Origin of the sequence: Nocardioides sp. (assembly GCF_036401255.1) — a bacterium.
Classification (GTDB): domain Bacteria; phylum Actinomycetota; class Actinomycetes; order Propionibacteriales; family Nocardioidaceae; genus Nocardioides.
In genome coordinates, this window is the sequence record NZ_DASWVI010000191.1 from 1 (window position 1) to 24,696 (window position 24,696).

The window sequence follows — 24,696 nt, forward strand, 5'->3', positions numbered from 1 at the left end:
ATGGCTCGATTCTGAGCCGGATCTGAGCCATTCCGCGTCACTCGACGCCAAACGGCCGACCCTCTAGTAGAAACCGTGGGACTGCGAGTGCGCCCAGGCGCCGCACGGGCTGCCGTAGCGGTCGCGGATGTAGCCCAGCCCCCAGGTGATCTGGGTGACCGGGTTGGTGGCCCAGTCGGCGCCCGCCGAGGCCATCTTGGAGCCGGGGAGCGCCTGCGGGATGCCGTAGGCCGACGAGGACGGGTTGTCGGCGTGCGGGTTCCAGCCGCTCTCGCGGGTCCACAGCGAGTCGAGGCAGCCGAACTGGTCGGCACCGAAGCCGAACTCGGGCAGCAGCGCCCGGGCGATCTCGCGGGGGTCGCCGTCGGCCACGTCAACCGAGCGGGTGACGGCCGGGCCGCCATCGGCCGACAGCGCGGCCTCCTTGGCCGGGTCGGCGGCATCCCTGCGGTCCGCGGAGGTGCGGGACACCGATCCGCGGGAGACGACCGGGGCGCGGTCGGCGATCACGCCGCCGGAGCTCGAGCCGCTGACCGTCGTACCGAGGCTCTCCGCGGCGGCGTCGACGCCCGGGGTCGCGCTCAACACGCCGCCGGAGACGGCGGCGCCGGTGGCCGCGACGGCGACTGAGGACAGCACGACGGTGTTGCGCAGCACCTTGCGGGGTGCCGCGGACAGGGTCGGCTCGGCGACGTGCCGGTGCTTGGGAACGTACTTCGTGCGCTTCGACAAGGGCTCGGACTCGGGTAGACGACGTCGGTGGTACCCCCCGGACCACCGACTCCCGAGGTCGGTAGGTCACGAAAAGATCACGGGCCACCATGCCGGACCGAGCAGGTGGTTGCAAACCGAACGGCCGAGATTGTGAGCAACGACCGACACCGTCGGGACCAAGGTCACCTCAGGAGTCACATCGATCACAGCGGTCACAGCGGTCACAGCGGGCAGCCGAAACCCGCACGACACGCCGGGACCGATCGGCGTGTCGTGCGGGTTTCACCGGCTGACCGGTGAAACCCGCACGCGGCCTCAGAGCGTGACGTTCTCCAGCATCTCGGTGACCAGGGCGGCGATCGGGGACCGCTCGGAGCGGGTCAGCGTGACGTGGGCGAACAGCGGGTGGCCCTTGAGCTTCTCGACCACCGCCACCACGCCGTCGTGGCGACCGACGCGGAGGTTGTCGCGCTGGGCGACGTCGTGGGTGAGCACGACCTTGGAGTTCGCACCGATCCGGGAGAGCACCGTGAGCAGCACGTTGCGCTCGAGCGACTGCGCCTCGTCGACGATCACGAACGAGTCGTGCAGCGACCGGCCGCGGATGTGGGTCAGCGGCAGCACCTCGAGCATGCCGCGGTCGAGCACCTCCTCGATGACGTCGCGGGAGGTGATCGCGCCCAGGGTGTCGAAGACGGCCTGCGCCCAGGGCGACATCTTCTCCGACTCCGAACCAGGCAGGTAGCCGAGCTCCTGGCCGCCGACGGCGAACAGCGGGCGGAACACCACGACCTTCTGGTGCTGGCGACGCTCCATCACCGCCTCGAGGCCGGCGCACAGCGCCATCGCGGACTTGCCGGTGCCGGCCCGCCCGCCGAGCGAGACGATGCCGACCTCGGGGTCGAGCAGCATCTCCAGAGCGATCCGCTGCTCGGCCGAGCGGCCGTGGATGCCGAACGCCTCCCGGTCTCCGCGCACCAGGTGCACCCGCTTGTCGGGACCGACCCGCCCCAGCGCGGTGCCGCGGTCGGACAGCAGCACCAAACCCTGGTGGCAGGGCAGGTCGCGCGCCTCCTCAAGGTCGAGCACACCGCCGTCGTACAGCTCGTCGAGCTCGGCCGCGGCGACCTCCACCTCGGCCATGCCGGAGTAGCCGGAGTCTGAGTCGCTGATCGCCTCGGCGCGGTACTCCTCGGCGTCCAGGCCGACCGCGGACGCCTTGATCCGCAGCGGCAGGTCCTTGGAGACCAGCGTGACGTCGTAGCCCTCGTTGGCCAGGTTGCGTGCGACGGCGAGGATCCGGGTGTCGTTGTCGCCGAGCCGGAAGCCGGACGGCAGCGACTCCGCGTCGGTGTGGTTGAGCTCGACCCGCACGGTGCCGCCCTCGTCACCGACCGGCACCGGCTCGTCGAGGCGCCCGAAGGTGATCCGGAGCTCGTCGAGCATCCGCAGCGCGGTGCGCGCGAAGAAGCCCAGCTCGGGGTGGTGCCGCTTGCCCTCCAGCTCGGTGATCACGACGACCGGGAGCACGACCTCGTGCTCGGCGAACCGGCGCAGCGCACCCGGGTCGGCCAGCAGCACGCTCGTGTCGAGCACGTAGGTGCGCACACCCGGCGCGGTCGTGGCGGTGGGAGCGGAGCGGTGTGACTTCGTAGCCTGCGGCACGGTGACCCCTTCGCAGGCCGGCGCGTGCACTCCTCGCCCCGGCCGTGGTTCAAGCAGACGGACCGGAACGAGCCCGAGCGCCGGAGTGCCGGCTCCCGGTCGCACGGCGGTCTCGCCACCGTGCTGTGCAGTCGTGACTTCTCACGAACGGGCCTCCCGATACAGCGAGCTTCCCCACCCGCCGATACGGCGAAAGTACGCCGCGGACCCGGCGTTTTCGGGCGACACGCCCGGACGCGCGGGTGAACGCCATGTGTCCGAAAAGGTCGCGGGCGCGGCGGGGAAACTGGCGCCGACTCGGCGTACCTCGCGGGGAAACTGGCGCCGACTCGGCGTACCTCGCGGGGAAACTGGCGCCCACTCGGCGTACCTCGCGGGGAAACTGGCGCCCACTCGGCGTACCTCGCGGGGAAACTGGCGCCGACTCGGCATCCCTTGCGGGTCAGGAACCGAACCGGCGCTCGCGCTGGCTGTAGGCGCGCACCGCGCGGAGGAAGTCCACGCGGCGGAAGTCGGGCCAGTAGGCCTCACAGAAGTAGAACTCCGACTTCGCGCTCTGCCAGAGCAGGAAGCCGCCGAGCCGCTGCTCTCCCGACGTGCGGATCACCAGGTCGGGGTCGGGCTGGCCACGCGTGTAGAGGTGCTGGGCGATCGACTCGACGTCGATCATCGCGGCGAGCTCCTCGACCGAGGTGCCGCGCTCGGCGGCCTCGAGGAGCATGGAGCGTACGGCGTCGGCGATCTCGCGGCGCCCGCCGTACCCGACCGCGATGTTGACCAGCATCCCGTCGACGTCGCGGGTGGCCTCCTCGGCGGCCTTGAGCCGCTGGGCGACCGTGGCGGGCAGCAGGTCGAGCGCCCCGACGGGGTGCAGCCGCCACCGGCGCTGGACGGCGAGGGAGTCGACGGCGTCCACGATGATGTCCAGCAGCGGGCCGAGCTCGCGCTCGGGGCGGTTGAGGTTGTCGGTGGACAGCAGCCACAGCGTGACGACCTCGGTGCCGACCTCGTCGCACCAGCCCAGCAGCGGCTCGATGTTGGCCGCGCCGGCCTGGTGGCCGTGCGCGGTGTCGCGTCCGACGGCGCGCGCCCAGCGGCGGTTGCCGTCGAGCATCACGCCGATGTGCTTGGGCAGGTTCTCCGACGGCATCCGGCGCAGCATCCGTGCCTCGTAGGCCGGGTAGAGCACCCGCCGGAGGCCACGCTTCCAGTCCGCCACGACCTCGATGCTACCGGCGCGACACCGCCGGTCGTGGCGCTCTCGGCGACGTGAGGTTCACCGCGTCCCTGCATGCGATGGACTACCGGCGGGTATCTTCGTCCCCATGAGCCAGGCGATGGACCGAGCACGGATGGGCGCGAACGACGCCGTTCGCGCGGGCCTCGATCACCTCCACGACCTCCAGGGCAACCTCCAGGACCGGGTCGCCGACCTCAAGCCGAAGCTGCGCGGCTGGCTGCACCTCGGCACCGCACCGCTCACGCTGGCGGCCGGCATCGTGCTGGTCGCGCTGGCACCGACGTCGGCGACCAAGATCGCCGCGGCCGTGTTCACGGGCTCGGCGCTGGTGCTGTTCACGGTCTCGGCGATCTATCACACCGGCACCTGGTCGCCGCGCGTGTGGGCGTTCCTGCGCCGCTTCGACCACGCCAACATCTTCTTGCTGATCGCCGGCTCCTACACGCCGTTCAGCGTGCTGCTCCTGGAGGGCACCGCCCGCGTCGCCCTGCTCGCGACCGTGTGGACCGGCGCGGTCCTCGGCGTGCTGTTCCGGGTGTTCTGGACCGACGCGCCGCGCTGGCTCTACGTGCCGATCTACATCGCGCTGGGCTGGGCGGCGGTGTTCTTCATCCCGTCGTTCTTCGAGGGCGCCACCCGGCTGGGGGGCTTCGGCCTCGGCGTCGCGACGTTCGTGATGATCGTCGTCGGCGGGGCGCTCTACACCATCGGCGGCGTGGTCTACGGCTTCAAGCGCCCCAACCCCTGGCCGCGCTGGTTCGGCTTCCACGAGGTGTTCCACACCTTCACGATCCTGGCCTTCGTCTCCCACTACGTGGGCGTCTCGATGGCGACCTACGCGCTGCGCTGAGCCTGCAGACTCGGCCTCACGCGACCAGCTCCACCGGGGACGTACGCCGCCCGGCCGCCCGCCGGGCGAGCTCGGCGACCGCGGTGCCGGCCAGCGCGAACAGCGTCGCGAGCAGCATCCAGCCGGGCAGCCCGTGGTCGACGGCGGTGGCGGTGACCACCAGCGGCGCGAGCATGTTCGCGAGCGCGTAGCCGGTCTGCGACAGGCCCTGGTAGGCGCCCGCGCTGAGCGGATCGGCCAGCTCGTAGGCCAGCCCCCACCCGCCGGCCTCGCACCAGACCTCCGCGGCCGAGCCGAGCAGCTCCGCGGCGAGCAGCACCAGGACCGCGACGACCGCTCCCCCGCTGCCCGCGGACCCGTACAGCAGGCACGCGGCCCCCAGCAGCAGGCTGCCGCGGCGCACGGTGCGCCCGGCGTACCCGATGTCGTGGGTGCCGCGGGAGGCCCGGACCTGGAACAGCGCGACGAAGACGGTGTTGACGACCAGCAGCACCGAGATCATCACCGTGGGGGCGTCGGTCCGCGTCGCGATCCACAGCGGTACGCCGACGCTCTGCATGCCGAACTGCATGGCGATCACCGAGTTCAGCGCGACCGAGGTCAGGTAGGTGCGGTCGCGCAGCGGCGAGGGGCCACGCAGGCGGGCACCGGTCTCGTCGACGCCGGCGGCCAGGCACGCGGCCAGGCCGGGCACCCGCTGGCGCAGCCCGGTCAGGGGCACGGTGGCGGCACCGGTCAGGAGGGCGATGGCGACCATCGTGGCGCGGTACGCCGCCGCGGTGTCGGCCACCAGCGCGGCGGCGGCCAGGCAGGTGCCCAGGCCGATGCACACGTTGGTCACGACGCGCAGCCGGGCGCGCACCGCGACCCGCTCCGGGCCGGTGAACCACCGGGCCTGGACCGCGGCCTTGGCCGTGCCCTGGAGGCTGCGCCCGCCGACCGCGACGCAGGCGATCAGCGTGAACGTGAGCGCCGTACCCGCCCAGACGTAGGCCAGCAGCGCCGCACCCTGGACCGCGTTGGCGACGACCTGGAGCCGGTCGGCCCCGACCCGGTCGGCGAGGTGGCCGCCGAGGTACGACGCGGCGACGCCGACCGCGCCGGCGATCGTCAGCCCGAGGCCGACGGTGGTGGCGGAGAGCCCGATCACGCGGGTGAAGTACAGCGCGCTCACGCTGAAGAACAACCCCGTGGAGAGCGCCGCGGTGATGGTCGAGAGCGTGAGGGCGCGCTCGACGGGCTCGGTGGGCAGCAGCAGGGGCCGGAGGGTGGGCGGCAGGGCGGGGCGGGGCACGCGCACATTTCGGACACACGGCCGGGTCACCGGCCATCGATATAGCGTTGTGCCTCATGTTCATCGAGTACGAGCTGGCCGGCGCCGACCTCGGCGAGGTGCGGTTCGCGCTCTCGCCGATGAACGAGCTGACCCTCTCGCTGCGGACCTGGCGACAGCCGGGCCGCTTCCCCCTGCAGCTGCGCTGGCTGCAGCTGACCGAGCCGGCCCGCGCCGGCCTGGACCGCGAGATGCTGGTCGCGCTCACCAACGACGACATGTGGAGCCCCGACTTCCTCACGCCGCGGCCGTGGTCGCCGCTGACCCGCTTCGACGACGAGCTCGAGGCGCTGGCGCGTACGCCGGCCGAGGTGGTGCGCGCCGACATCGCCGAGGTCCATCCCGACCGCAGCAGCCGGCCGGCGGTGCTGCGCGGGCGTCCCGACCGGGTGCTCGCGCGGATCGTCGAGGCGATGGCGGCGTACTGGACGGCCTGCTTCGACCCGTGGTGGCCACGGATGCGCGCCGTCCTCGAGGCCGACATCGTGCACCGAGGCCGCACGATCGCCCGAGAGGGCCTGGCCGCGATGTTCGCCGACCTCTCACCCCGCATCCGGCTGGTCGACGACGTCGTCGTCATCGAGATGACCACCAAGGTCGGCTACCGCCGCACCACCGCCGGCGAGGGGTTGACGCTGGCGCCGACGTTCTTCACGCGCAACGTCACCGCACCGATCTCGCCCGACGAGCCGCCGCTGATCATGTACGCCGCCCGCGGGGCCGGGTCGCTGTGGGAGACCGACCGCCCGGTCACCCCGGACGCGCTGGTCGGGGTCCTGGGCGCGGTCCGCACCCGGCTGCTGGTGCTGCTCGAGGCGCCGGCGTCGACCACGGAGCTCGCCGTACGCCTCGGCGTCACCGCGCCCGCCGTCAACCAGCACCTGCGGGCGCTGCGCGACGCCGGGCTGCTCACCTCGGCGCGGCACGGCCGCTCGGTGCTCTACCTGCGCTCCGAGCTCGGCGACCGGCTGGTCGAGGTCAGCCGCGGCCGTGCAGGGTCTTGACGATCCTGGCGAGCCGTCGGTCGGTCTGCTCGGTGCGGTCGAAGGTCGTCAGCGCGAGCGCCGGCTTGAACCGCTGGCGGGCGATCGCCTTGGCGTAGGTGAACTCCTTGAGGCCATCGGGCCCGTGGATGCGCCCGAAGCCGGAGTCGCCCACGCCGCCGAACGGCAGGGCCGGGATCGCGGCGAACGACACGACGCCGTTGATCGCGGTCATGCCGGAGCGGATCCGCTCCGCGACCGCCATGCCGTGGTCCTTGCTGTAGACCGTCGCACCGAGGCCGTACGACGTGCCGTTGGCCAGCTCGACGGCCTCGTCCATGTCGCGCACCTTGGCGATCGTCACCGTCGGGCCGAACGTCTCCTCCTGGACGGCCGCGGAGTCCTCGGGGACGTCGACCAGGATCGTGGGCTGCACGAAGCGCTCGCCGACCGCCTGCGCCCCGCCGACGAGGGCGCGGCCGCCCCGGGCGAGCGCGTCGTCGATGTGCCGGCGGATCACGCCGACCTGGCTGGGCATCGTGATCGGGCCGATCTTGGCGTCGTCGCCGCCGTGGGCGCTCAGGCCCTCCGCGCGCCGGGTGATCTCGGAGACGAACTCGTCGTACACACGCTCGTGCACGTAGACGCGCTCCACGCCCGCGCAGGTCTGGCCGGCGTTGCTGCAGGCGCCCCACAGGGCGGCGTCGGCGGCGGCCGCGACGTCGGCGTCCGCGTCGACGATCAGCGGGTCCTTGCCGCCGGCCTCGATGACGACCGGGGTCAGCGTCTCGGCGCAGGCGGCCATCACTTTCTTGCCGGTGCCGGTGGAGCCGGTGAACGCGACCTTGTCGACGCCCGAGCGGCACAGCGCGGCGCCGGTGTCGCCGAGGCCGGTGACGACCTGGAGCACCGGCCGGCCGACGCACTCGTTGAACGTGCGGCCGATCCACTCCCCGACCGCAGGACTGTGCTCACTGGGCTTGAAGACCACCGCGTTGCCGGCGGCGAGCGCGTAGGCGATCGAGCCGACGGGGGTGAAGATCGGGTAGTTCCACGGCCCGATGACGCCCACGACGCCGAGCGGGCGGTACTCGACGCTCGCCGCCTGGTTGACCATCAGCATGCCCGGTGAGACCCGGCGCCGGCCGAGCACCTTGCCGGCGTGCCCGGCCGCCCACGCGATGTGGTCGACCGCGAGCGTCGCCTCGATCATCACGTCCGAGCGCGGCTTGCCGGTCTCGCGGTGCATGAGGTCGGCGAGCTCGGGCATCCGCCGGGTGATCGTGGCCTTCCAGGTGTTCAGGTAGACCTTGCGGTCCTTGAACGACAGACCCGCCCACCACTCCGCCGCCGTGCGTGCCCGCTCGACCGCGGCGCGGACCTCCGCCTCGCCGTGGATCGAGAAGACGCCGACGACCTCGCCGGTCGCGGGGCTCAGCGACTCGAAGGTCGCCGCGGAGGACTCGTTGCCGGACTCGTTGCCGGACTCGTGGCCGGACTCGCGGCGGGCGGGGGCCTGGGTCATCGCGTGCTCCTGGGGGATCGTCCCGGTGATACTCACAGTGGAACTGTCACGGTACCCGCACGGCGGCCAGTGCGGAACCACTCCGCTCTCCTCCCGGACCGTCGGCGACCTGCTCGAGCGCGCGAGGCCTGACGGCAGGGCACATCGAGGGGCAGCGAGCCGCCTATGGTCCCGCCAGCTCCTCCGCCGAGACCGCTTCCTGCGCGAGTCGGCGCAGCGCCAGGAGAATCGGCTCCCAGAGGACGGTGCCGATGATCATGGCGGTCGCCGCCGTGTCCCGGGAGTCCCGAGGCACGCTCGCGACCTCACCCTCGGCCAGGCCTCTGGCGACCTGTGCGTACTTCACAAGGGCCGCCGTCGATGCCGGGGAGTCGACGGACTCGAGGGCCACCAGGGCCTGTTCGAGCTGGCGAAGCGCAGGTGAATCCGGGTGCACCTGCCAGCGCAGCTCAGCGATCAAGGAGGCGGCCCGCGGCGCCGCCTCCTCCCCAGGCAGTTGGGGTGGCAGGGACGAGTGGGCGACTCGTAGCACCTCGTGCAGGGAGAGGTCAGGGGTGTCGAGGGCGTTGAGGACCTCTCGGGCGCGGTCGATGGACAGGCCGCCGACGTGCACGAGGGCGCGCGCGAGGCGTAGGCGTGCGGTATGGCGCTCGTCGTACTGCGCTTGGGTCGCGCTGGTTGCCTCCCCCGGGGGCACGAGGCCCTCGCGCAGGTAGTACTTCACGGTCGCGACGGGGATGCCGGTTTCGCGGGCCAGCTCTGAGATCCGCACCTGTCCTCCTGTGACGGGTTGACATAGATACTAGCACTCTCCAATATAGGAGAGTCGCACTATCTAATTGTGGAAGGTCACTCATGCTGTTCCTGATCGTTCTCACCGTCGCAACCCTGCTCGTCGCCGCAGGCGACCGGGCGCGCCGGCGCTTCGTCCCTCGGCGTGCGGCCCGGCTCGGCATGGGTGCGGCGATGATCGCCGCAGGTGTCGCCCACCTGCTCCTTCCGTTGCCCTTCGAACAGCACCTGCCCCTGTGGGTGCCTGAGCGCGAGGTCCTGGTTGCGGTGAGTGGCATCGTCGAGATCGCCCTGGGGGCGGCCCTGTGGTCGCGGCCGCCGTGGCGGCGTAGGGCCGGCGCCGCCCTGGCGGGATACCTGATCCTGGTGTTTCCCGCGAACGCCTATGTCGCGGCCACAGGGGTGGACGTCGACGGGCAGCCGGGCGGCGTCTATCCGTGGGTCCGATTGCCGCTTCAAGCGCTCTTCATCGCCTGGGCGTTGTGGTGCACCCGCGAGGCCGACGAACCGGTCACCGACCGTGGCGGTGCCTCGGGTCTCCACGACGCCGTCGCGGGCTGACCGGCCTCCTCACCCTGGGAAAGGAGAACGCCGTGCTTCCCCTCGTCATCATGATCGCCACGACTGGCACCGTCCGGGCCCTCGGGCGGATCGCCCACGTCGAGGCGCTGGACTCCTGGGCAGCTGCTACGGCCGTCGGGATGGCCCTGATGCTGCTGGTGATGGCATCTGCGCACTTCGTCCCGGCGAGACGGGCGTTGCTGGTGGAGATGGTTCCTCCGGCACTGGGCAGGCCCGCTTGGTGGGTCACCCTGACGGGCCTGCTGGAGGTGGCCGGCGCGCTCGGCCTGCTCGTGCCGGTGACCCGGTCGTTGGCTGCGGTGTGTGTTGCCGTCCTGCTGGTCGCCATGTTCCCCGCGAACGTGCGCGCGGCGCGCGAGGGTGTCGGCATCACGAGCGTGCGCCTGCCGACCCGGGCCCTCATCCAGGTCCTCTTCGTCCTCGCCTGCGCCGTGGTGGCCTAGTGAAGCTAGGCAGGGCGTGCGTGAGTGACCTCGTGAAGCGCCCCGGAGCGGCTCCCTCGCCGCATGACGGCAGGATGTGACCGTGTCTCATCCGATGATCCGTGTGCCTCCTGGCGGGCCTGTCGAGGAAGTGCTCGTGGATCGCCGGACCGATCGGCGATGGGTGGTCGTCGTGGACCCGTTCGAGATCGCCGCCACTCCGGTCTCGGTCCAGGAATGGAACAGCGCCTCCGAGATTCAGCTCGAGGCCGACGCATCGGACCTGCCCGCGGTGCAGGTGACCTGGCGGGACGCCATCGAGTTCTGCAACGAGCGGTCGCGCCAGGCCGGCCTGACACCGGCGTACTCGTTCCAGGTGAACCCCACGCCGGAGGTTGCGCGCCCACGTGCCTGGGCGCCGCAGCACCGCCCTGCTCCCGACGACTGGCACGTCGAGTGGGACCAGCAGGCGGACGGGTACCGACTGCCCACCGAGGCGGAATGGCAGGTGGCCTGTCGAGCCGACAGCGCCGGGCCCCGGTACGGCGACCTGGACGAGATCGGGTGGTACGAGGCGAACTCAGGTGGCCGACTCCGTCCGGTCGGTCAGAAGCAGCCCAACGCCTGGGGGCTCTTCGACATGCTCGGGGGAGTGTGGGAGTGGTGCTGGGACCTCTACGACCCCGACGTCTACGGGCCATACCGGGTGATCCGGGGTGGTGGCTGGGCTGATCCGCGCTGGAGCTGCCGGGTCGGCGTGCGTCGCAAGACCAGCCCCGGCGCGGCTCTGGACGACCTAGGACTTCGCCTCGTGCGGACCACCGACAGCGCTGGAAGGTTCGTCACCTGAGCATCGACCGTCTGGTCGACGCCCCCATCGCCGCAATCCCTCAGGGATCAGGCATGACGGTCACTGCGACAGGGCCGCGTCCAGCTCCTCGACGCTGGTGACCGGTCGCTGGCACACCAGGTGCCGGCAGACGTACGCCGCCGGGCGGCCGTCCACGGCGGCGCGGCCGGCCAGGAGCGGGATCCGGTCGTCGGCGTCGTCGGCCACCACGACCACGGCCCCCGGGTGGCGCCGGGCCCGCGCCTCCAACGCGGTGCGCTCCTCCGACCACTCCCCCACGATCGCGATCTCGACCGGTCCGTCGAGCATCGTCTCCGCGGCGGCGAGCGACCAGCCGGCGAAGCGGGGCGCCCGCTCGGCGAGCGTCGCGACCGACGTCAGGGCAGCCTCGGCTGCGTCGCGATGGCGGCCCGAGCCGGTCACGGCGGCGTACGTCGCCAGCGCGTGCACCAGCGACGACAGGCCTGACGGGCTGGCGTTGTCGGAGGGGTCGCGCGGCCGGGCGACGAGGGCCTCGGCGTCGTCGGCGGTGTCGAAGAACCCGTCGTCGGCGGCGAAGTGGGTGAGGGCTGCCTCGAGGATCGTGCCGGCGCGCTCGAGCCAGACGGCGTCGCCGGTCGCCTGGAGCAGGTCGAGGAAGCCGGAAGCGACGCAGCCGTGGTCCTCGAGCACCCCGGCCGGGGAGCCGACCACTCCGTCGCGGGAGACGCGTCGCAGACGCCCGTCGACCACGTGGACGTCCCAGACGAGCTCCGCGGCACGCTCGGCTGCCTCGACGTACTGCGGGAGCCCGATCAGCGTGCCGGCGCGGCACAGGCCACTGATGGCGAGCCCGTTCCAGGCGGCCACGACCTTGTCGTCACGCGCCGGACGCTCGCGACGCGACCGTGCCTCGCGCAGCCGGCGCTGGCAGTCGAACCAGCGCGGCAGGTCGCCGGGATCCTCGCGCAGCTGGAGGGTCGACGTGCCGCGCTCGAACGTGCCGGCCTCGGTCACACCCAGGAGCTCGGCCGCCCACGGTCCGTCCTCGGGGCCGAGCACCTCGGTCAGCTGCGCCGGCGCCCACACGTAGTAGGTGCCCTCGGCGCCCTCGGAGTCGGCGTCGAGGGCCGAGGCGAAGCCACCCTCGGCCGTTTGCAGCTCCGAGATCAGGAAGTCGGCGACCTCACCCGCGATCCGCTCTCCGAGGTCGGTGCCCCACTGGGCGTAGACCCGCAGCAGCAGCGCGTTGTCGTAGAGCATCTTCTCGAAGTGCGGCACCACCCAGTCGTTGTCGACGCTGTAGCGCGCGAAGCCGCCGCCGAGCTGGTCGTAGATGCCGCCGCGGGCCATCGCCTCGAGCGTGGCACCGAGCATGTCCCGCTCGCCGTGGCGCCACAGGAACTCGAGCACCATCGACGGCGGGAACTTCGGCGCCCCGCCGAACCCGCCGCGGTCCGCGTCGTACTCCAGCGCGAGCGTGCGCACCGCGCCGTCGAGCACCGCCCGCGTGATCGGCGTGCCCGCGGTGGCCAGGGTCGTGGACGAGAGGTGCTCGCGGAGGTTGTCGGCCACCCGGCGTACCTCCTCGGAGCGGTTGCTCCAGGCGTCGCTCAGCGCCTCCAGGACCTGGCGGAACGCGGGCTGCCCGTGGCGCGGCCGGTCCGGGAAGTAGGTGCCGGCGAAGAACGGGCTGCCCTCGTGGTCGAGCACCACCGTCATCGGCCAGCCGCCGTGACCGGTCATCGAGGTGGTCGCCTGCATGTAGACCGCGTCCACGTCCGGTCGCTCCTCGCGGTCGACCTTGACGCTGACGAAGTGCTCGTTGAGGTACGCCGCCGTCGCCTCGTCCTCGAACGACTCGTGCGCCATCACGTGGCACCAGTGGCAGGCGGCGTAGCCGACGCTCAGCAGCACCGGCACGTTGCGGCGCCGGGCCTCCGCGAACGCCTCGGGTCCCCACTCCCACCAATCCACGGGGTTGTCGGCGTGCTGGAGGAGGTACGGGCTGGTTGCGTTGGCAAGGCGGTTGGCCATGTGACTCCTGACGAATGGCACGTGCATCGCTTCCGTCGGAGTGATGCGCGAAAGGCGTACGACGGCTTCTCCAGCGTAGGGTCTCGTGGCGACGCGTTCTCAGCCGAAGCTGCTCGCGCAGGGCAAGCCGCGCACCCTCGGCGGCAGCACACGGGTGTGGCGGGTGCGTCTCTACGCACCTGCACCGGGCAGCAACAAGTACCCTTAGCCCGTCACGAGGCAGTCTCGGACCGCGCGGTTCATCAGGTCGCGCGTGCGGGCCAGCCGCGCCGGATCGAGGTCGGGCCGATTCGTGGCCAGGCTGGCAAAGACCTCATCGAGGATCTGTCGGTCCACTTCGCCTGGACCAGCCCGCTTGAGCGACGCGGAACAGCAGGTCTCGGAGCGGTGCTCGGGTAGAGCACGTTGGCGTCGTAGAGGACGACAAACGGCACCTCAGAGCAGGCCCATCTCTTGGTTGAGCCGGGTCAGCTCGTCTGCGGCCTGACGGCGCTCCTGGTCGTCGCGTGCCATGTAGGCCATCAGCGACTGCGCCTTGATCCGCCGATGCTTGCCCACCTTCCGGCCCAGCACGAGCCTCGTCGCCCGACGCGGGGGCGATCACGGCGAGGTCGACGTCGCTGTCTGCGTGGGCGTCGCCGCGAGCAACTGATCCGAACACGAGTACGGCTTCGACGTCTCGAACGACCTCCTCCACGACGTGCGTCAGCATCTTGATCGGGCTGGCCAAGGCACGCGTGCCCCGGGACCGTGGCGGCACCCCGGCTGCGTCATGATGTCGCGGTGCGAACCGACGGTCTTGATCAACTCGACCAGGAGATCCGCGCGGCCAGTCGCGGCCCCGCCGAGGCATACGCCGAGGTGCTGGAACGCGCGATCGCCGCGTGCGACGCAGATCCCGCCGCTGCCCGCTACCTCGACGTGCTCGACCTGCACAGCGAGCTGGCCGAGGCCTACGACCAGCTCGGCCGGGTCGAGGACGCCCTGCGACACGCAGACGCGCTCGTCGAGGGCGGGTATCGGAGCGAGCCCGACCCGCGCTGCCGCCGCGCGGAGATCCTGACGCGCCACGGCCGTCTGCCGGAGGCCGCCGCAATCTGGGGTGCAGTCGCCGCGGACACCCCCGACGATGTGTGGGTCTACAACAACGCTGGACTCGAGTACGGCGCGATCGGGGAGCACGAACTGGCCTTGTCCTGGCTGACGCGAGCACTCGAGCTCGCGGTCCGCACCGGCGACCCGGAGCGGCTCGTGGGGCAGCTCCGCGACCTGCGGGCCGCATCCCTCGCCGCGCTCGGACGCGAGCCAGATGGCCTGCAGACCGCTACTCCCGCCCTGATTCGCCGCGAGCACGGCGAGCCGCAGCCCGGCACTCGACTCAACCGGAAGGTCACACCTGCACGCGAGTCGGCCCCACCGGTCCCCGTGGCGCTGGTCTGGTTGCCGGCCGACGAGTACGCCGAGTGGCCACGGCGTTGGCCGGACCTCGCCGACAGCCCGTTGATGCACGACGAGAACGGCGAACCGGTCAGCCACGCCGTCTACTGCCGGCGCATGGAGGGCCGGCTGCGCGGCCACGCCGAGGCCGGCATGGCTCGACTGTCCGTGGTTCCGGTCAGGGCCGCCGAGTACAACCCCTGGGTGGCTGACAACGCCCCGGACGAACGAGACCCCGCGCAACTGCGGGCCCAGTACGCAGCCGACGTAGCGCGCGACCCGTCGCGGACGGTCACCTGGCCCCCGGGACGCAACGAGCCGTGTTGGTGCGGGTCGGGTCGCAAGTACAAGAAGTGCTGTGGCGCACCCGGGGCGCCGCTGTGAAGACGGTCAGGCTGCGGGTGACCATGCGCGAGGTCGTGCCGCGCGTGGAGCGTGTCATCGACGTACCGGCCGCGATCACCCTCGACGAGCTCCACGAGGTGCTGCAGGTCGCCATCGGCTGGACCGACTCCCATCTCCACCAGTTCCGCACCGAGGACACCGTCTACGCGGTCCCCTTCGAGGACTGGGGCGAGGACCGCGAGGTCGACGAGCGCGGCATACGCCTGTCCACACTGCCGACCCGCTTCATCTACGCCTACGACCTCGGCGACGACTGGCAGCACGACGTCGAGGTTCTGGGCCGAGGCGACGACCAGCCGGGCTGCGTGTACGGCGAAGGCAGCTGCCCGCCGGAGGATTGCGGCGGGGTCGGCGGCTACGCCGACCTGCTCGACGTCCTCGCCGACCCACGCCACCGAGAGCACGAGTCGATGCGCGAATGGACCGGAGACCGCCTGAAGCCGTTCGACCAGGAAGCGACATCGCAGCGAGTCCGCGACGCAGTCGGCGCCGTACCCGAGAGCGTCCGCATCGTGCTGGACCTGCTCGCGGACGGCGTCAAACTCACCCCGGGCGGCCGGCTGCCCCGGACGGTGGTCCGCGCCGTGCAGGAACAGCGGCCTGACTGGAATCCGATGGGACGACCCGCCTCGATCGAGGAGGACCTGCTCCCCCTGGCGGTCCTGCACGACCTGCTGCGGCACGTCCGGCTGGTCCGCCTCGCCAACGGCGTCCTTCGACCCACCAAGACCGCCGCCGACGAGCTTGAGACCGTACGTCGCCTCCGATCCTGGTTCGAGGCGAATGCGTTCCACACCGTGACCGCGGAACGTGCCGTCGCCTTGGTCGTGGCCCGCGGACCGCTCCAGCTCCCCGCGATCGCCGCCGAGGTTCTTCCTCTTCTCGGCCACGGGTGGAGCCGCGGCGGGAAGCCCATCACCACCCGAGACCTGGAGGACGAGCTCCGCAACCTGGCGCACCAGCTCCAGGCGCTGGACCTCATCACCCGCAGCCGATCAGAATGGTCCCCGGGACCGTCGGCTCGCTCGCTGCTACCAGGCGCGAACCTGCTCGCCGACCTGCTCTGATCGGCTGCCACTGGGTCGCCAGTGGTGGGGCCGAAGTGATGCACGAGAGTGATGCACGAATCCCCGGAATCGGCGTCCAACGACGACATTCACCGATCCGACGCGAACCGCGACTAGGTCGCTGACCTGCGGGTTCGCAGATTTCCGTCGGCAGCCACCGACCCTGGAACCTCGTGCACCAGTGGCACGCGGCGTAGTCCACGCCGAGCAGCACCGGCAGGTTGCGCCGCTGGGCCTCATCGAACGGCCCGGCGGTCCGGTCAGGTTGATGGCAGGATGCCTCGCCGAGGCTGATGGTCATGGCGACGACGACCCAGGTCCAGACCCGCAGCCGGGTGATGCTCAACAAGGTGCCCGAGGTGACGGTGTACTTCTGGATCATCAAGATCCTGTGCACCACGGTCGGCGAGAGCTTCGCCGACTACATCAACGAGACCCTCGGCTTCGGCCTGACGAACACCACGCTGGCGTTCTCGGCCGCCCTCGTCGTCGCGATGGTCGTGCAGTTCCGGCTCCGCCGCTACGTCCCGTCGGCGTACTGGCTGGCCGTCGTGCTCATCAGCGTGGTCGGGACCCTGCTGACCGACAACCTCACCGATGCCCGCGGCGTCCCGCTGTGGGTGAGCACCACGGTCTTCTCGGTGCTGCTCGCCGTCGTGTTCGGCGTCTGGTACGCCCGGGAGCGGACGCTGTCGATCCACTCGATCGTCACGGCCCCGCGCGAGGCGTTCTACTGGCTCACGGTCCTGGTCACGTTCGCGCTGGGTACGGCGACCGGAGACTGGACCCTCGAGCTGACCGGTTGGTCGCCGGGCGCCTCGATCATGCTTCCGCTGGGCCTGCTCGTCGCCGTGCTGGCGGCCTGGCGGCTGGGTGCCGGACCGGTGCTGTCGTTCTGGCTCGCCTACATCCTGACCCGACCCCTGGGCGCGAACATCGGCGACTACCTGGCCTCCTCGCACGCCGACGGCGGCCTGGGACTGGGCACCTTCGGCACCAGCCTGCTGTTCCTCGCGACGATCCTCGCGGTGGTCGTGTTCCTGACGGTCACCGACACCGACCGCACGGAGCGCACCGTCCCCGCCGAGCTCTGACCCACCGGAGGACAATGCCCGCGTGGGCGACGTCGGGCACTACCTCGGGTTCGGCCTCGGGCTGTTCGTGGTCGTCGCCCTGACGATCGGGCTGGCCCGGTGGGCCGGTGTGGGCCTCGGACTGTTCCCGCTCTGGGCGCTGGCCCGCGCGGTCGCCCAGCTGAGCGCGGTGGCCCTGCTGCTGCGCGGCATCCTCGCCGTGCCGTGGACGGTGGCGCTCTTCCTGGTGCTGATGCTCACCACCGCCTCGTGGACGGCGGTACGCCGGCTCGCCGCGCTGTGGCACGGCCGGCGGGCGGCGGTGGCGGGCGTCCTCGCCGGTTCGGCGCTGACCCTCGTCCTGGTGTTCGCACTGCGCCTCGTCGACCTGGAGGTCCGCTACCTCGTCGCGGTGGCCGGCATCGTCATCGGCAACGCGATGAGCGCCGCCACGTTGGCCGGGCGCAACTTCCTGCGGGGCGCGACGGCGCGTCGCGACGAGATCGAGGCGTGGCTCTCACTGGGCGCGACCCCGGCGCGGGCACACGAGGAGATCGGCCGGGAGGCGGTGCGCGAGTCCCTGCTGCCGACGCTCGACCAGACCAAGTCGACCGGGCTGGTGACCCTCCCGGGGGCGTTCGTCGGCGCCCTGTTCGGCGGCGCCGGACCGGCCGGGGCCGCCGAGTTCCAGCTGGTGGTGCTCGCCGGCATCGGCCTGGGGATGACCGTGACGAGCATCGTCGTCACGCGGGTGGCCGGCCGGACGCCGTACCTCATGGTGGTGCGGACCTGAGCGTCGTCATCCGCGTGGCAGCCGGACCACGAACCTGGTGGCACCGGGGCTCGACGCCATCCTGACGTCGCCGCCGAACGTGCGCGCGATCCGCCGGGCGATGGCCAGGCCGAGGCCGGCACCAGGACCGCCGCCCGTGGTCACGCCGGGCTCGAAGACCCGTTCGGCGTCCGCCCCGGCGACGCCCGGTCCGTCGTCGTCGACAAGGATCTCGACCGCACCGGACGCGCTGGAGGCCCCGATCACCACGCGGGTGCGGGCGAACCGCAGGGCGTTCTCGATGACCGGGCTGATCGCGCGCACCGCGTGGTCGTGCGGAACCCCCAGGCGCAGCTCGGGGACGTCGACGACGATCGCGGCCGAGCCGGTGGCGAGGTCCCTGGTGACGTCGTCGAGCACGTCGCGCACCGAGCAGTGCGACGCCGACCTCACCTGCGCCTCGGTGCGCGCCAGTTCGAGCAGCGCCGTGATCGTCGCCGCCATCCGCCGGCCGGCGGCGGCGATCTCCTCCAGGTCGCCGCGCGCCTCGGGCGTCAGTGCGTCGCGCAGCAGGATCAGGTCGGCCAGACCCTGGATGGTGGTCAGCGGGGTCCGGAGCTCGTGCGCGAGCTCGGCCGTCAGGCGCTGCTCGGAGCGGATCGCCGAGGCGACCTTCTCCAGGAGCTGGTCGAGCGTGCCGGCGAGCGCGCTGAGCTCGTTGTCCGGCGCCCCCAGGTCGAAGCGCCGGCTGAGGTCGTGCTCGCTCCACTCGGTCGCGGTCTCGGCCATGACCGCCACCGGCGCCAGCGCCCGCCGGGTCGCCCACGCCGCGACCGCGGCCGTCGCGACCGTCGCGAGCAGCCCGGTCAGCAAGGACACGACGAGGGCCAGGCGCTCGGCCTCCTCGTACGGCGCGAGCCGCTCGGTCACGACCACGACCCCGGACGCACCGCTGGACGCGCCGCTGGAGGCGCCGCCGGTCGCGAACGGCGTCGCCAACACGCGGGCTCGCCCGCCGTAGGTCCGCACCGTCCGGGTGCCGGTGGAGGCGAGGTCGGCGAAGGCCGTGCGCAGGCCGTCGGGCGGCGCGCCCGCCACCAGGGCTCCCCGGTCGTCGTAGACGGCCACGCCGGCGTCGAGCTGGCCGTCCGGAACCACCAGTCCTGTGGCCGGCGAGGCGGTCGCGGAGCTGATCACGGCCTCGGCGCGATCCTGCAGCACTCGGTCGACGTCGTTGGTCGTGATCCGGGCGAGCACGACCTGGACGACGACGGTCAGCAGCACCATCGCGAGGGCGGTGCTGCCGGCGGTCAGCCCGACGATCTGCCCGCGGAAGGAGCGCAGCGGTCGTGCCCGGCTCACCGGAGGCGGAACCCGACGCCGCGGACCGTCTCGATCGACACCGGCGACCCGATGGACTCCAGCTTGGCGCGGATCCGCCGCATGAACGAGTCGACGGTGTTCTCGGCGACGACCGCCCCGTCCGGCCAACCCGCCGCGATCACGCTTCGCCGGCGGACCACCTCGTCGGGCCGGGACGTGATCGCGGCGAGCATCCGGAACTCCGTCGGGGTCAGCAGCACCTCACCGGAGCTCGTGCGGGCCGCGTGCCGCGCGGGGTCGAGCTCCAGTCCGGACGCCGGCCGCTGCGGAGGCCGTCCACGCCGCCCGAGTGCCTCGAGCCGGGCGACGAGCTCCTTGAGCTCGAAGGGCTTCGCGACGTAGTCGTCGGCTCCGGCACCGAACCCGGCGAGGCGCTCGTGGGTGGCTCCGAGCGCGGTCAGGAACAGCACGGGTGCGTGTTGCCCGCCGGAGCGCAGGGCCTGGCAGACATCGCGCCCGTCGGAGTCGGGCAGCCCGATGTCGAGGACCATGACGTCGACGCCGCTGCCGGCGCCGAAGCGGCGCAGCGCCTCGCCCCCGTCGTGCGCCATGACCGTCTCGTGCCCGGCGAAGCGCAGCGCCTCGGCGAGGAGGCGGCGGATCGACGCATCGTCCTCGCACACCCCGATCAGCATCGGCCCACCTCTCCTTCGGCACCCCAGGTTCGTGCCACGCACCTGCCATCATCCTGAACGAGTCCGCCACATCCGGCCGGCCCGCCGCCAGCGGTGTCGCGATCTCGGGTGGCGGCCGAGGCGTCTTCATCGGGCGTTCACACTGGACGAGCGATGGTCGGCGGGTGCCGACCCCACTGACGTCTGGACGCCCGACACCTACCGCTCGCGACGCCCTGCCGACTCGTGAGGTGCTGACCTTCCTCGCCGTCGGCGGCGCCGGCTATCTCACGGACGTGGCCGCGTTCAACTGGTTCCGCGACCAGCCGGTCGTCGGTGGCGCGAATCCGATCGGCGCGAAGATCGCCGCGGTCGCGGTGGCCATGGTCGTCACCTACCTCGGCAACCGCACGCTCACCTGGCGGGGCCTCGGCACCACCAGCAAGCGCCGCGAGCTCGGCCTGTTCGCGGTCTTCAACCTCGCCGGCCTGCTGATCTCGGTGCTCGCGCTCGCCGTGAGCCACGACGTGCTCGGCCTGACCGGCCGCCTCGCCGACAACCTCTCCGGCAACGTGATCGGCGTCGGCCTCGGCACGGTGTTCCGCTACTGGGCCTACGAGCGCTTCGTGTTCGTCGGCGGGCCTCGCGCTCAGCCCAGCCGGAGCCGGGCGATCAGCCGGCGCGCGGACTCGCCGCCCTGGTCGAGTGTGCGGGCGACGGCGGCGCGGACGTCGAGGTCGGCGCGCAGCGCCGCGAGCGGGGCGTCGGGGTCGCCGGTGCCCGGCCGGGCCGCGGCGGCGTACAGCGACTCCAGCAGGCCCTGGGCGTCGTCGAGGCCGGCGGGGTCGAACTCCCACGGCTCGTCGTAGCGGCGGTGCAGCAGGTGCAGCCGCAGCGCGGCAGGGGCGACCCGCTCGAGCAGATCGTCGACCAGCACGAGGTTGCCCGCGGACTTGGCCATCTTCTGCCCGCCGATGCGGACCTCGCCGGCGTGCAGCTGGGCGCGGGCGAACGGCGTGACGCCACTGACCGCCTCGGCCATCGCCGCCTGGTAGGCGTGGTGCGGGAACACCAGGTCGTCGCCGCCGACCAGCACGTCGACGCTCGGGCCGTGGACGGCCAGGGCCATCGCGGCACACTCCGCGTGCCAGCCCGGCCGGCCCCAGCCCCACGGGCTGCCCCAGGCCGGCTCCTGGTCGGAGGACGGCCGCCACACCGCGACGTCGAACGGGTCGTCCTTGGCCGGGTCGTCGGGGCGATCGCCGTACGCCGCCGCGAGCGCGAGCGCGCGGTCCCGGTCGAGTCCGGAGCGGGCGAGCACGTGCTGCCCGCGGAACCAGACGGTGCCGGCCCGCTCGTACGCCGCGCCGCGCTCGAGCAGCGCCTGCGCGAGCTGCACCACGGCCTCGACGTAGTGGCGGGCACGGGGCTGGTGGGCGGGCGTCGCGACGCGCAGCGCCCGCATCGACCGGTCGAAGTCGGCCTCCTGGGTCACCGCCAGCTCGTCGAAGTGGCTGCCGCCGCGCCGGGCCGCCTCGAACAGCACGTCGTCGACGTCGGTGACGTTGCGGCAGGTGCTGACCTCCACGCCGGTGCCGTCGAGGACCGCGGCGAGCAGGTCGGCCCACACGAACGTGGCCGCGTGCCCCAGGTGGGTGACGTCGTAGGGCGTGATCCCGCAGACGTAGACGCGCGCGGAGCCGACCAGCGGCAGGTCGGCACCGGCCAGGCTCAGGTGGCCCGGTGCCGGCGGCGTCGAGCCGACCCGCTGGTCGGCGTCGAGCACCGGCGAGGTGACGTGGCGCGGGTAGCGGACCGACATGCGGCCAGTCTCTCACCCGGCGACCGGCGGTCCTCAGGTCAGGCCGAGCTCGCCGGCCCGCTCGTAGTCGTCGTTGAGCAGCGTGACGTCGTGGCCGGCGCGGGCCAGCAGGCTAGCCGCGATGGACGCCCGGAACCCGGTCGCGCAATGCACCCAGACCGGCCGGTCCGGCACCTCGTCGAGGCGGTCGACCAGCTCGTGGATCGGGATGTGGACCGAGCCGCGCACGGAGCCTTCCCGGCGCTCGTCCTCGCGCCGGGTGTCGAGCACGACCAGCCCGTTGCGCTCGGGACCGTCCAACCGCACCAGGTCCTCGAACCGTGCAATGTCGTAGCTGCCCAGCTGCCCGGGGTCCTCCGCGAGGTCGTCGACGGACCCGACGGCGGCCCCGTCGGGCCGGTCGATCCCGATCCGGGCGAGCTGGCGCTGCGCCGTCGTGACCTGCTCGGCGGTCTCGCCGATCAGCGTCAGCGGCGCGCCCCAGGGCATCAGCCAGCCGACATAGGTGGAGAACTGCTCGCCCAGCTCCAGCCCGACCGAACCGACCAGGTGCCGCCCGGCGTACGCCGTGCGGTCGCGCAGGTCCACGACCCACTCCTCGGCCTCGATGCGCTTGCGCAGCTGCGTGGGGTCCACGGCGGTCGGCGCGCTGAGGTCCATCGGCCCGGGACCCTGGAGGTTCCGCGGTGCCATGTGGGCGTAGTAGGCGGGGTACGCCGTGAGGTTGGCGATCAGGTTCTCGACGAACGCGTCCTCGTCGGTCGTGGTCAGCGCGTCGTTGCGAGCGCGCTCCTCGGCGACCGTGGAGGACTCACCGCCGCTGGCGGCGCCGGAGGAGCAGAAGCTGCCGAAGCCGTGGGTCGGGAAGACCTGCACCTCGCCCGGCAGGTCGCCGAGCCGGCGCGCCGAGCGGAACTGGGCGCGGGTGAGCTCCTCGGTCCGGCGCGGGTCGACCAGGTCGGTGCGTCCGACCGACCCGTAGAGCAGCGAGCCGCCGGTGAAGACCGCACCGGTGTCCGCCCCGGCGGTGTCCTCCACCAGGTAGGACAGGTGCGTGTCGGTGTGACCTGGGGTGTGCAGCACGGTGACCCGCAGCCCGCCGTACTCACGCTCGTCGCCGTCGCGGACCGGCACCCGCTCGAAGCGCACCGGGTCGTCGGCGCTGACGAGGTAGTCCGCCCCCGCCCGCCGCGCGAGCTCGGCCCCGCCGGTCACGTAGTCGTTGTGGATGTGCGTCTCCAGCACGGCGCCGCAGCGCAGCCCGCGGTCGGCGAGGACCTGCTCGACCCGGTCGATGTCGCGCTGCGGGTCGACCACGATCGCGGTCGCGCCGTCGTGCGCGACGTAGCTGCGGTCGCCGAGCTCGCTGGTCTCGAGAACCTCCACCTGGAGCATGAGCCCTCCTTCATCCCGGCTCCGGCCGGGTAGACCCCGACGTTTGCCTGTCAGTACGGATGTACGTACATTTACGGTAGGTGGTCCGACCGGCCCGGACAAGCCCGGCGCCGAGCGTCCCGGTCCCCGCCCCGCCCGAGAGGAGTGCCGATGGTCCCCGAGCTGCCGCGGTTCAACCCCGTCGACCGGCGCAGCGCGCTGCCGCTGTGGGCCCAGGTCAACGCCGACATCGAGCGCCGGCTGCGCGCCGGCGAGTTCGCGGACTCGTTCCCCGGCGAGATGGCCCTCGTCGAGCAGTACGGCGTGAGCCGGCACACGATCCGCGAGGCACTGCGCCAGCTGCGCAGCTCCGGTCTCGTCGACGCGGGGCGGGGCCGGCCCCCGCGCGTCGTGAGCACCGAGATCACCCAGCCCCAGGGCAGCCTCTACAGCCTGTTCACCTCGGTCCGGGCGGCCGGGCACAGCCAACGCAGCATCGTGCGCGCCCTGGAGGCCCGCGCCGACGGCACCGTCGCCGTACGGCTCGGGCTGGAGGAGTCGACGCCGCTGATCTACCTCGAGCGCGTCCGACTGGTCGACGAGGAGCCGCTGGCGATCGACCGGGTCTGGCTGCCGGCTCGGATCGCCGCCCCGCTCCTCGACGTCGACTTCACCCAGACCTCGCTGTACGCCGAGCTGCGCGACCGCTGTGGCGTCCGGCTCACCGGCGGGCACGAGCAGATCCGGGCCGTCGTCCCGACCACGGCGGAGCAGATGCTGCTCGCCATCCCGGCGCGTACGGCGGCGCTCGCCATCGACCGCACCGGCGAGCTCGGCGGCCGGCCGGTGGAGTGGCGGCAGACCATCGTCCGCGGCGACCGGTTCAGCCTGCTGACCGACCTGACCCGCCCGCACTGGATGGAGGCCCGGGTCGTCGACGCCTCCGGCGCCACCGGCGCGAGCCCGAGCACGAGCACGAGGAGGAGCGTTCGATGAGCTTCTGGCACTCCCGCACCGGGACCGGCAACCAGACCGGCAACCAGACCGGCAACAGGGTCGAGGAGGTGGATCCTGCGGGCGCGCTCGCGCTGGCCCGCCAGGGCGCCCTGCTCCTCGACGTGCGCGAGCCGGACGAGTGGCGTGCCGGCCACATCGACGGGTCGGCCCACATGCCGCTCGGCGCACTCGACCCCGGCCGGATCCCGGCTGGGGTGCCCGTGGTCGCGGTGTGCCGCTCGGGCAACCGGTCGGGCGCGGCCGCCGCAGCGCTGAGCGCCCAGGGCCACGACGTCGTCAACCTGGCCGGCGGCGTCACCGCGTGGCACCGTGCCGGGCTGGAGCTCGTCACCGACGAGGGTGAGCCCGGACAGGTCCGATGACCGGCCTGGAGGCCGTGGCGCTGGGCCTGGCGATCGGTCTCGTGCTCGGTGGCCTCGGCGGCGGCGGCGCCATCTTGACCGTGCCCGCCCTGGTCTACCTCCTCGACCAGCCCGCCCAGGCGGCGACGACGGGGAGCCTGGTGATCGTCGGGCTCTCCGCTCTCACCGGCATGGCGTCGTACGTCAGCGACCGGCAGGTCCGCTGGCGCCTCGGCCTCACCTTCGGCCTGGTCGGCCTGCCCGCGACCTGGGCCGGCAGCCTGCTCAACCACCGCGTGGACGAGGACGTCCTCCTGCTCGGCTTCGCCGCGCTGATGATCGCCGCCGCGATCGCGATGCTGACCGACCGGGTCGGTCGCCGCGCCGCGGCCGGTGACGACCCTGAGCCGCCGGAGCCG

General features: G+C 72.4%; 24 protein-coding genes and 2 pseudogenes. 13 read left to right on the forward strand and 13 right to left on the reverse strand.

Translation table 11 applies throughout. The features are described 5' to 3' along the window. Positions 1–63: 63 nt before the first annotated feature. The 3 genes from VGD85_RS08935 to VGD85_RS08945 form a co-directional block, all read right to left on the reverse strand. Positions 64–732, reverse strand: a complete 669-nt coding sequence (locus VGD85_RS08935) for a lytic transglycosylase domain-containing protein (protein ID WP_331063101.1) — start codon at positions 730–732, stop codon at positions 64–66. Between the two features lie 297 nt (positions 733–1,029). After that, a complete protein-coding gene (locus VGD85_RS08940) occupies positions 1,030–2,379 on the reverse strand; it encodes a PhoH family protein (protein WP_331063102.1) in 1,350 nt (449 codons plus the stop codon). 442 nt (positions 2,380–2,821) lie between these two features. Further along, complete coding sequence (locus tag VGD85_RS08945; protein WP_331063103.1) at positions 2,822–3,598, reverse strand: isoprenyl transferase; 777 nt, start codon at positions 3,596–3,598, stop codon at positions 2,822–2,824. Positions 3,599–3,704: 106 nt separating this feature from the next. Here VGD85_RS08945 and trhA point away from each other — a divergent pair, with 106 nt between their 5' ends. Then, the gene (trhA, locus tag VGD85_RS08950; protein WP_331063104.1) at positions 3,705–4,469 is read left to right on the forward strand and encodes a PAQR family membrane homeostasis protein TrhA; all 765 of its coding nucleotides are present in this window, start codon (positions 3,705–3,707) and stop codon (positions 4,467–4,469) included. Positions 4,470–4,485: 16 nt separating this feature from the next. On the opposite strand, the gene VGD85_RS08955 is transcribed toward trhA, so the two are convergent. Continuing rightward, positions 4,486–5,763, reverse strand: a complete 1,278-nt coding sequence (locus VGD85_RS08955) for an MFS transporter (protein ID WP_331063105.1) — start codon at positions 5,761–5,763, stop codon at positions 4,486–4,488. A 56-nt stretch (positions 5,764–5,819) separates the two neighbouring features. Here VGD85_RS08955 and VGD85_RS08960 point away from each other — a divergent pair, with 56 nt between their 5' ends. Continuing rightward, a complete protein-coding gene (locus VGD85_RS08960) occupies positions 5,820–6,806 on the forward strand; it encodes an ArsR/SmtB family transcription factor (RefSeq protein WP_331063106.1) in 987 nt (328 codons plus the stop codon). On the opposite strand, the gene VGD85_RS08965 is transcribed toward VGD85_RS08960, so the two are convergent. Both VGD85_RS08965 and VGD85_RS08970 read right to left on the reverse strand, forming a co-directional pair. After that, a complete protein-coding gene (locus VGD85_RS08965) occupies positions 6,781–8,310 on the reverse strand; it encodes an aldehyde dehydrogenase family protein (protein WP_331063123.1) in 1,530 nt (509 codons plus the stop codon). The genes VGD85_RS08960 and VGD85_RS08965 overlap by 26 nt on opposite strands. A gap of 163 nt (positions 8,311–8,473) precedes the next feature. After that, positions 8,474–9,082, reverse strand: a complete 609-nt coding sequence (locus VGD85_RS08970) for a MerR family transcriptional regulator (RefSeq protein WP_331063107.1) — start codon at positions 9,080–9,082, stop codon at positions 8,474–8,476. 83 nt (positions 9,083–9,165) lie between these two features. Here VGD85_RS08970 and VGD85_RS08975 point away from each other — a divergent pair, with 83 nt between their 5' ends. From VGD85_RS08975 to VGD85_RS08985, 3 genes are all read left to right on the forward strand, one after another. Beyond that, the gene (locus VGD85_RS08975) at positions 9,166–9,663 is read left to right on the forward strand and encodes a hypothetical protein (protein ID WP_331063108.1); all 498 of its coding nucleotides are present in this window, start codon (positions 9,166–9,168) and stop codon (positions 9,661–9,663) included. A 32-nt stretch (positions 9,664–9,695) separates the two neighbouring features. Then, positions 9,696–10,127, forward strand: coding sequence for a DoxX family protein (locus VGD85_RS08980; protein WP_331063109.1), 432 nt, complete (start codon positions 9,696–9,698; stop codon positions 10,125–10,127). Positions 10,128–10,263: 136 nt separating this feature from the next. After that, positions 10,264–10,956 (forward strand): formylglycine-generating enzyme family protein, encoded by a 693-nt coding sequence (locus VGD85_RS08985; RefSeq protein WP_331063110.1) that lies wholly within the window; start codon positions 10,264–10,266, stop codon positions 10,954–10,956. A 60-nt stretch (positions 10,957–11,016) separates the two neighbouring features. Here the strand turns inward: VGD85_RS08985 and VGD85_RS08990 are convergent, their stop codons facing one another. From VGD85_RS08990 to VGD85_RS09000, 3 genes and pseudogenes are all read right to left on the reverse strand, one after another. Beyond that, complete coding sequence (locus tag VGD85_RS08990; RefSeq protein ID WP_331063111.1) at positions 11,017–12,972, reverse strand: thioredoxin domain-containing protein; 1,956 nt, start codon at positions 12,970–12,972, stop codon at positions 11,017–11,019. 435 nt (positions 12,973–13,407) lie between these two features. Next, entirely contained in the window at positions 13,408–13,530 is a 123-nt protein-coding gene (locus VGD85_RS08995) for a hypothetical protein (RefSeq protein ID WP_331063124.1), read from the reverse strand. 37 nt (positions 13,531–13,567) lie between these two features. Further along, positions 13,568–13,825 (reverse strand): annotated as a pseudogene (locus VGD85_RS09000) (nucleotidyltransferase domain-containing protein); the annotation flags it as partial. On the opposite strand from VGD85_RS09000, the gene VGD85_RS09005 reads away from it, so the two are divergent. The 4 genes from VGD85_RS09005 to VGD85_RS09020 all read left to right on the forward strand — a co-directional run bounded on the left by VGD85_RS09005 (position 13,756) and on the right by VGD85_RS09020 (position 17,747). Continuing rightward, positions 13,756–14,793, forward strand: coding sequence for an SEC-C metal-binding domain-containing protein (locus tag VGD85_RS09005; protein ID WP_331063112.1), 1,038 nt, complete (start codon positions 13,756–13,758; stop codon positions 14,791–14,793). The pseudogene VGD85_RS09000 and the gene VGD85_RS09005 sit on opposite strands and share 70 nt — an antisense overlap. Further along, positions 14,790–15,881 (forward strand): plasmid pRiA4b ORF-3 family protein, encoded by a 1,092-nt coding sequence (locus VGD85_RS09010; RefSeq protein ID WP_331063113.1) that lies wholly within the window; start codon positions 14,790–14,792, stop codon positions 15,879–15,881. Before VGD85_RS09005 ends, VGD85_RS09010 begins: the two co-directional genes overlap by 4 nt. Positions 15,882–16,180: 299 nt before the next feature. After that, positions 16,181–16,975: a hypothetical protein gene (locus VGD85_RS09015; protein WP_331063114.1), complete on the forward strand. Its 795-nt coding sequence runs from the start codon at positions 16,181–16,183 to the stop codon at positions 16,973–16,975. Between the two features lie 22 nt (positions 16,976–16,997). Further along, a complete protein-coding gene (locus VGD85_RS09020) occupies positions 16,998–17,747 on the forward strand; it encodes an ABC transporter permease (RefSeq protein ID WP_331063115.1) in 750 nt (249 codons plus the stop codon). Positions 17,748–17,753: 6 nt separating this feature from the next. Here VGD85_RS09020 and VGD85_RS09025 read toward each other — a convergent pair whose 3' ends face one another. Next, positions 17,754–19,088, reverse strand: coding sequence for a HAMP domain-containing sensor histidine kinase (locus VGD85_RS09025; protein ID WP_331063116.1), 1,335 nt, complete (start codon positions 19,086–19,088; stop codon positions 17,754–17,756). Next, positions 19,085–19,744 (reverse strand): response regulator transcription factor, encoded by a 660-nt coding sequence (locus VGD85_RS09030; protein ID WP_331063117.1) that lies wholly within the window; start codon positions 19,742–19,744, stop codon positions 19,085–19,087. The genes VGD85_RS09025 and VGD85_RS09030 overlap by 4 nt, the downstream gene beginning before the upstream one ends. 230 nt (positions 19,745–19,974) lie before the next feature. On the opposite strand from VGD85_RS09030, the pseudogene VGD85_RS09035 reads away from it, so the two are divergent. Continuing rightward, positions 19,975–20,343: pseudogene (locus VGD85_RS09035) on the forward strand (GtrA family protein); the annotation flags it as partial. Between the two features lie 29 nt (positions 20,344–20,372). On the opposite strand, the gene VGD85_RS09040 reads toward VGD85_RS09035, so the two are convergent. Both VGD85_RS09040 and VGD85_RS09045 read right to left on the reverse strand, forming a co-directional pair. Next, on the reverse strand, positions 20,373–21,545 hold the full coding sequence (locus VGD85_RS09040) for a cysteine--tRNA ligase (protein ID WP_331063118.1): 1,173 nt from the start codon (positions 21,543–21,545) through the stop codon (positions 20,373–20,375). Positions 21,546–21,578: 33 nt separating this feature from the next. Next, positions 21,579–22,940, reverse strand: a complete 1,362-nt coding sequence (locus tag VGD85_RS09045; protein ID WP_331063119.1) for an MBL fold metallo-hydrolase — start codon at positions 22,938–22,940, stop codon at positions 21,579–21,581. A 150-nt stretch (positions 22,941–23,090) separates the two neighbouring features. On the opposite strand from VGD85_RS09045, the gene VGD85_RS09050 reads away from it, so the two are divergent. From VGD85_RS09050 to VGD85_RS09060, 3 genes are all read left to right on the forward strand, one after another. Continuing rightward, the gene (locus VGD85_RS09050) at positions 23,091–23,915 is read left to right on the forward strand and encodes a GntR family transcriptional regulator (protein ID WP_331063120.1); all 825 of its coding nucleotides are present in this window, start codon (positions 23,091–23,093) and stop codon (positions 23,913–23,915) included. Then, positions 23,912–24,298: a rhodanese-like domain-containing protein gene (locus tag VGD85_RS09055; protein ID WP_331063121.1), complete on the forward strand. Its 387-nt coding sequence runs from the start codon at positions 23,912–23,914 to the stop codon at positions 24,296–24,298. Before VGD85_RS09050 ends, VGD85_RS09055 begins: the two co-directional genes overlap by 4 nt. Then, a partial coding sequence (locus tag VGD85_RS09060) for a sulfite exporter TauE/SafE family protein (protein ID WP_331063122.1) occupies positions 24,295–24,696 on the forward strand: 402 nt, incomplete at its 3' end. The genes VGD85_RS09055 and VGD85_RS09060, both read left to right, overlap by 4 nt.

Bases quoted from the DNA above. Each gene is read 5' to 3' on its own strand.
- VGD85_RS09040 (WP_331063118.1), bottom strand. From the start codon at position 21,545: ATGTCGGTCCGCTACCCGCGCCACGTCACCTCGCCGGTGCTCGACGCC.
- VGD85_RS08975 (WP_331063108.1), top strand. From the start codon at position 9,166: ATGCTGTTCCTGATCGTTCTCACCGTCGCAACCCTGCTCGTCGCCGCA.
- trhA (WP_331063104.1), top strand. From the start codon at position 3,705: ATGAGCCAGGCGATGGACCGAGCACGGATGGGCGCGAACGACGCCGTT.
- VGD85_RS08960 (WP_331063106.1), top strand. From the start codon at position 5,820: ATGTTCATCGAGTACGAGCTGGCCGGCGCCGACCTCGGCGAGGTGCGG.
- VGD85_RS09030 (WP_331063117.1), bottom strand. From the start codon at position 19,744: ATGCTGATCGGGGTGTGCGAGGACGATGCGTCGATCCGCCGCCTCCTC.
- VGD85_RS08990 (WP_331063111.1), bottom strand. From the start codon at position 12,972: ATGGCCAACCGCCTTGCCAACGCAACCAGCCCGTACCTCCTCCAGCAC.
- VGD85_RS08965 (WP_331063123.1), bottom strand. From the start codon at position 8,310: ATGACCCAGGCCCCCGCCCGCCGCGAGTCCGGCCACGAGTCCGGCAAC.
- VGD85_RS09045 (WP_331063119.1), bottom strand. From the start codon at position 22,940: ATGCTCCAGGTGGAGGTTCTCGAGACCAGCGAGCTCGGCGACCGCAGC.
- VGD85_RS09050 (WP_331063120.1), top strand. From the start codon at position 23,091: ATGGTCCCCGAGCTGCCGCGGTTCAACCCCGTCGACCGGCGCAGCGCG.
- VGD85_RS09015 (WP_331063114.1), top strand. From the start codon at position 16,181: ATGGCGACGACGACCCAGGTCCAGACCCGCAGCCGGGTGATGCTCAAC.
- VGD85_RS09055 (WP_331063121.1), top strand. From the start codon at position 23,912: ATGAGCTTCTGGCACTCCCGCACCGGGACCGGCAACCAGACCGGCAAC.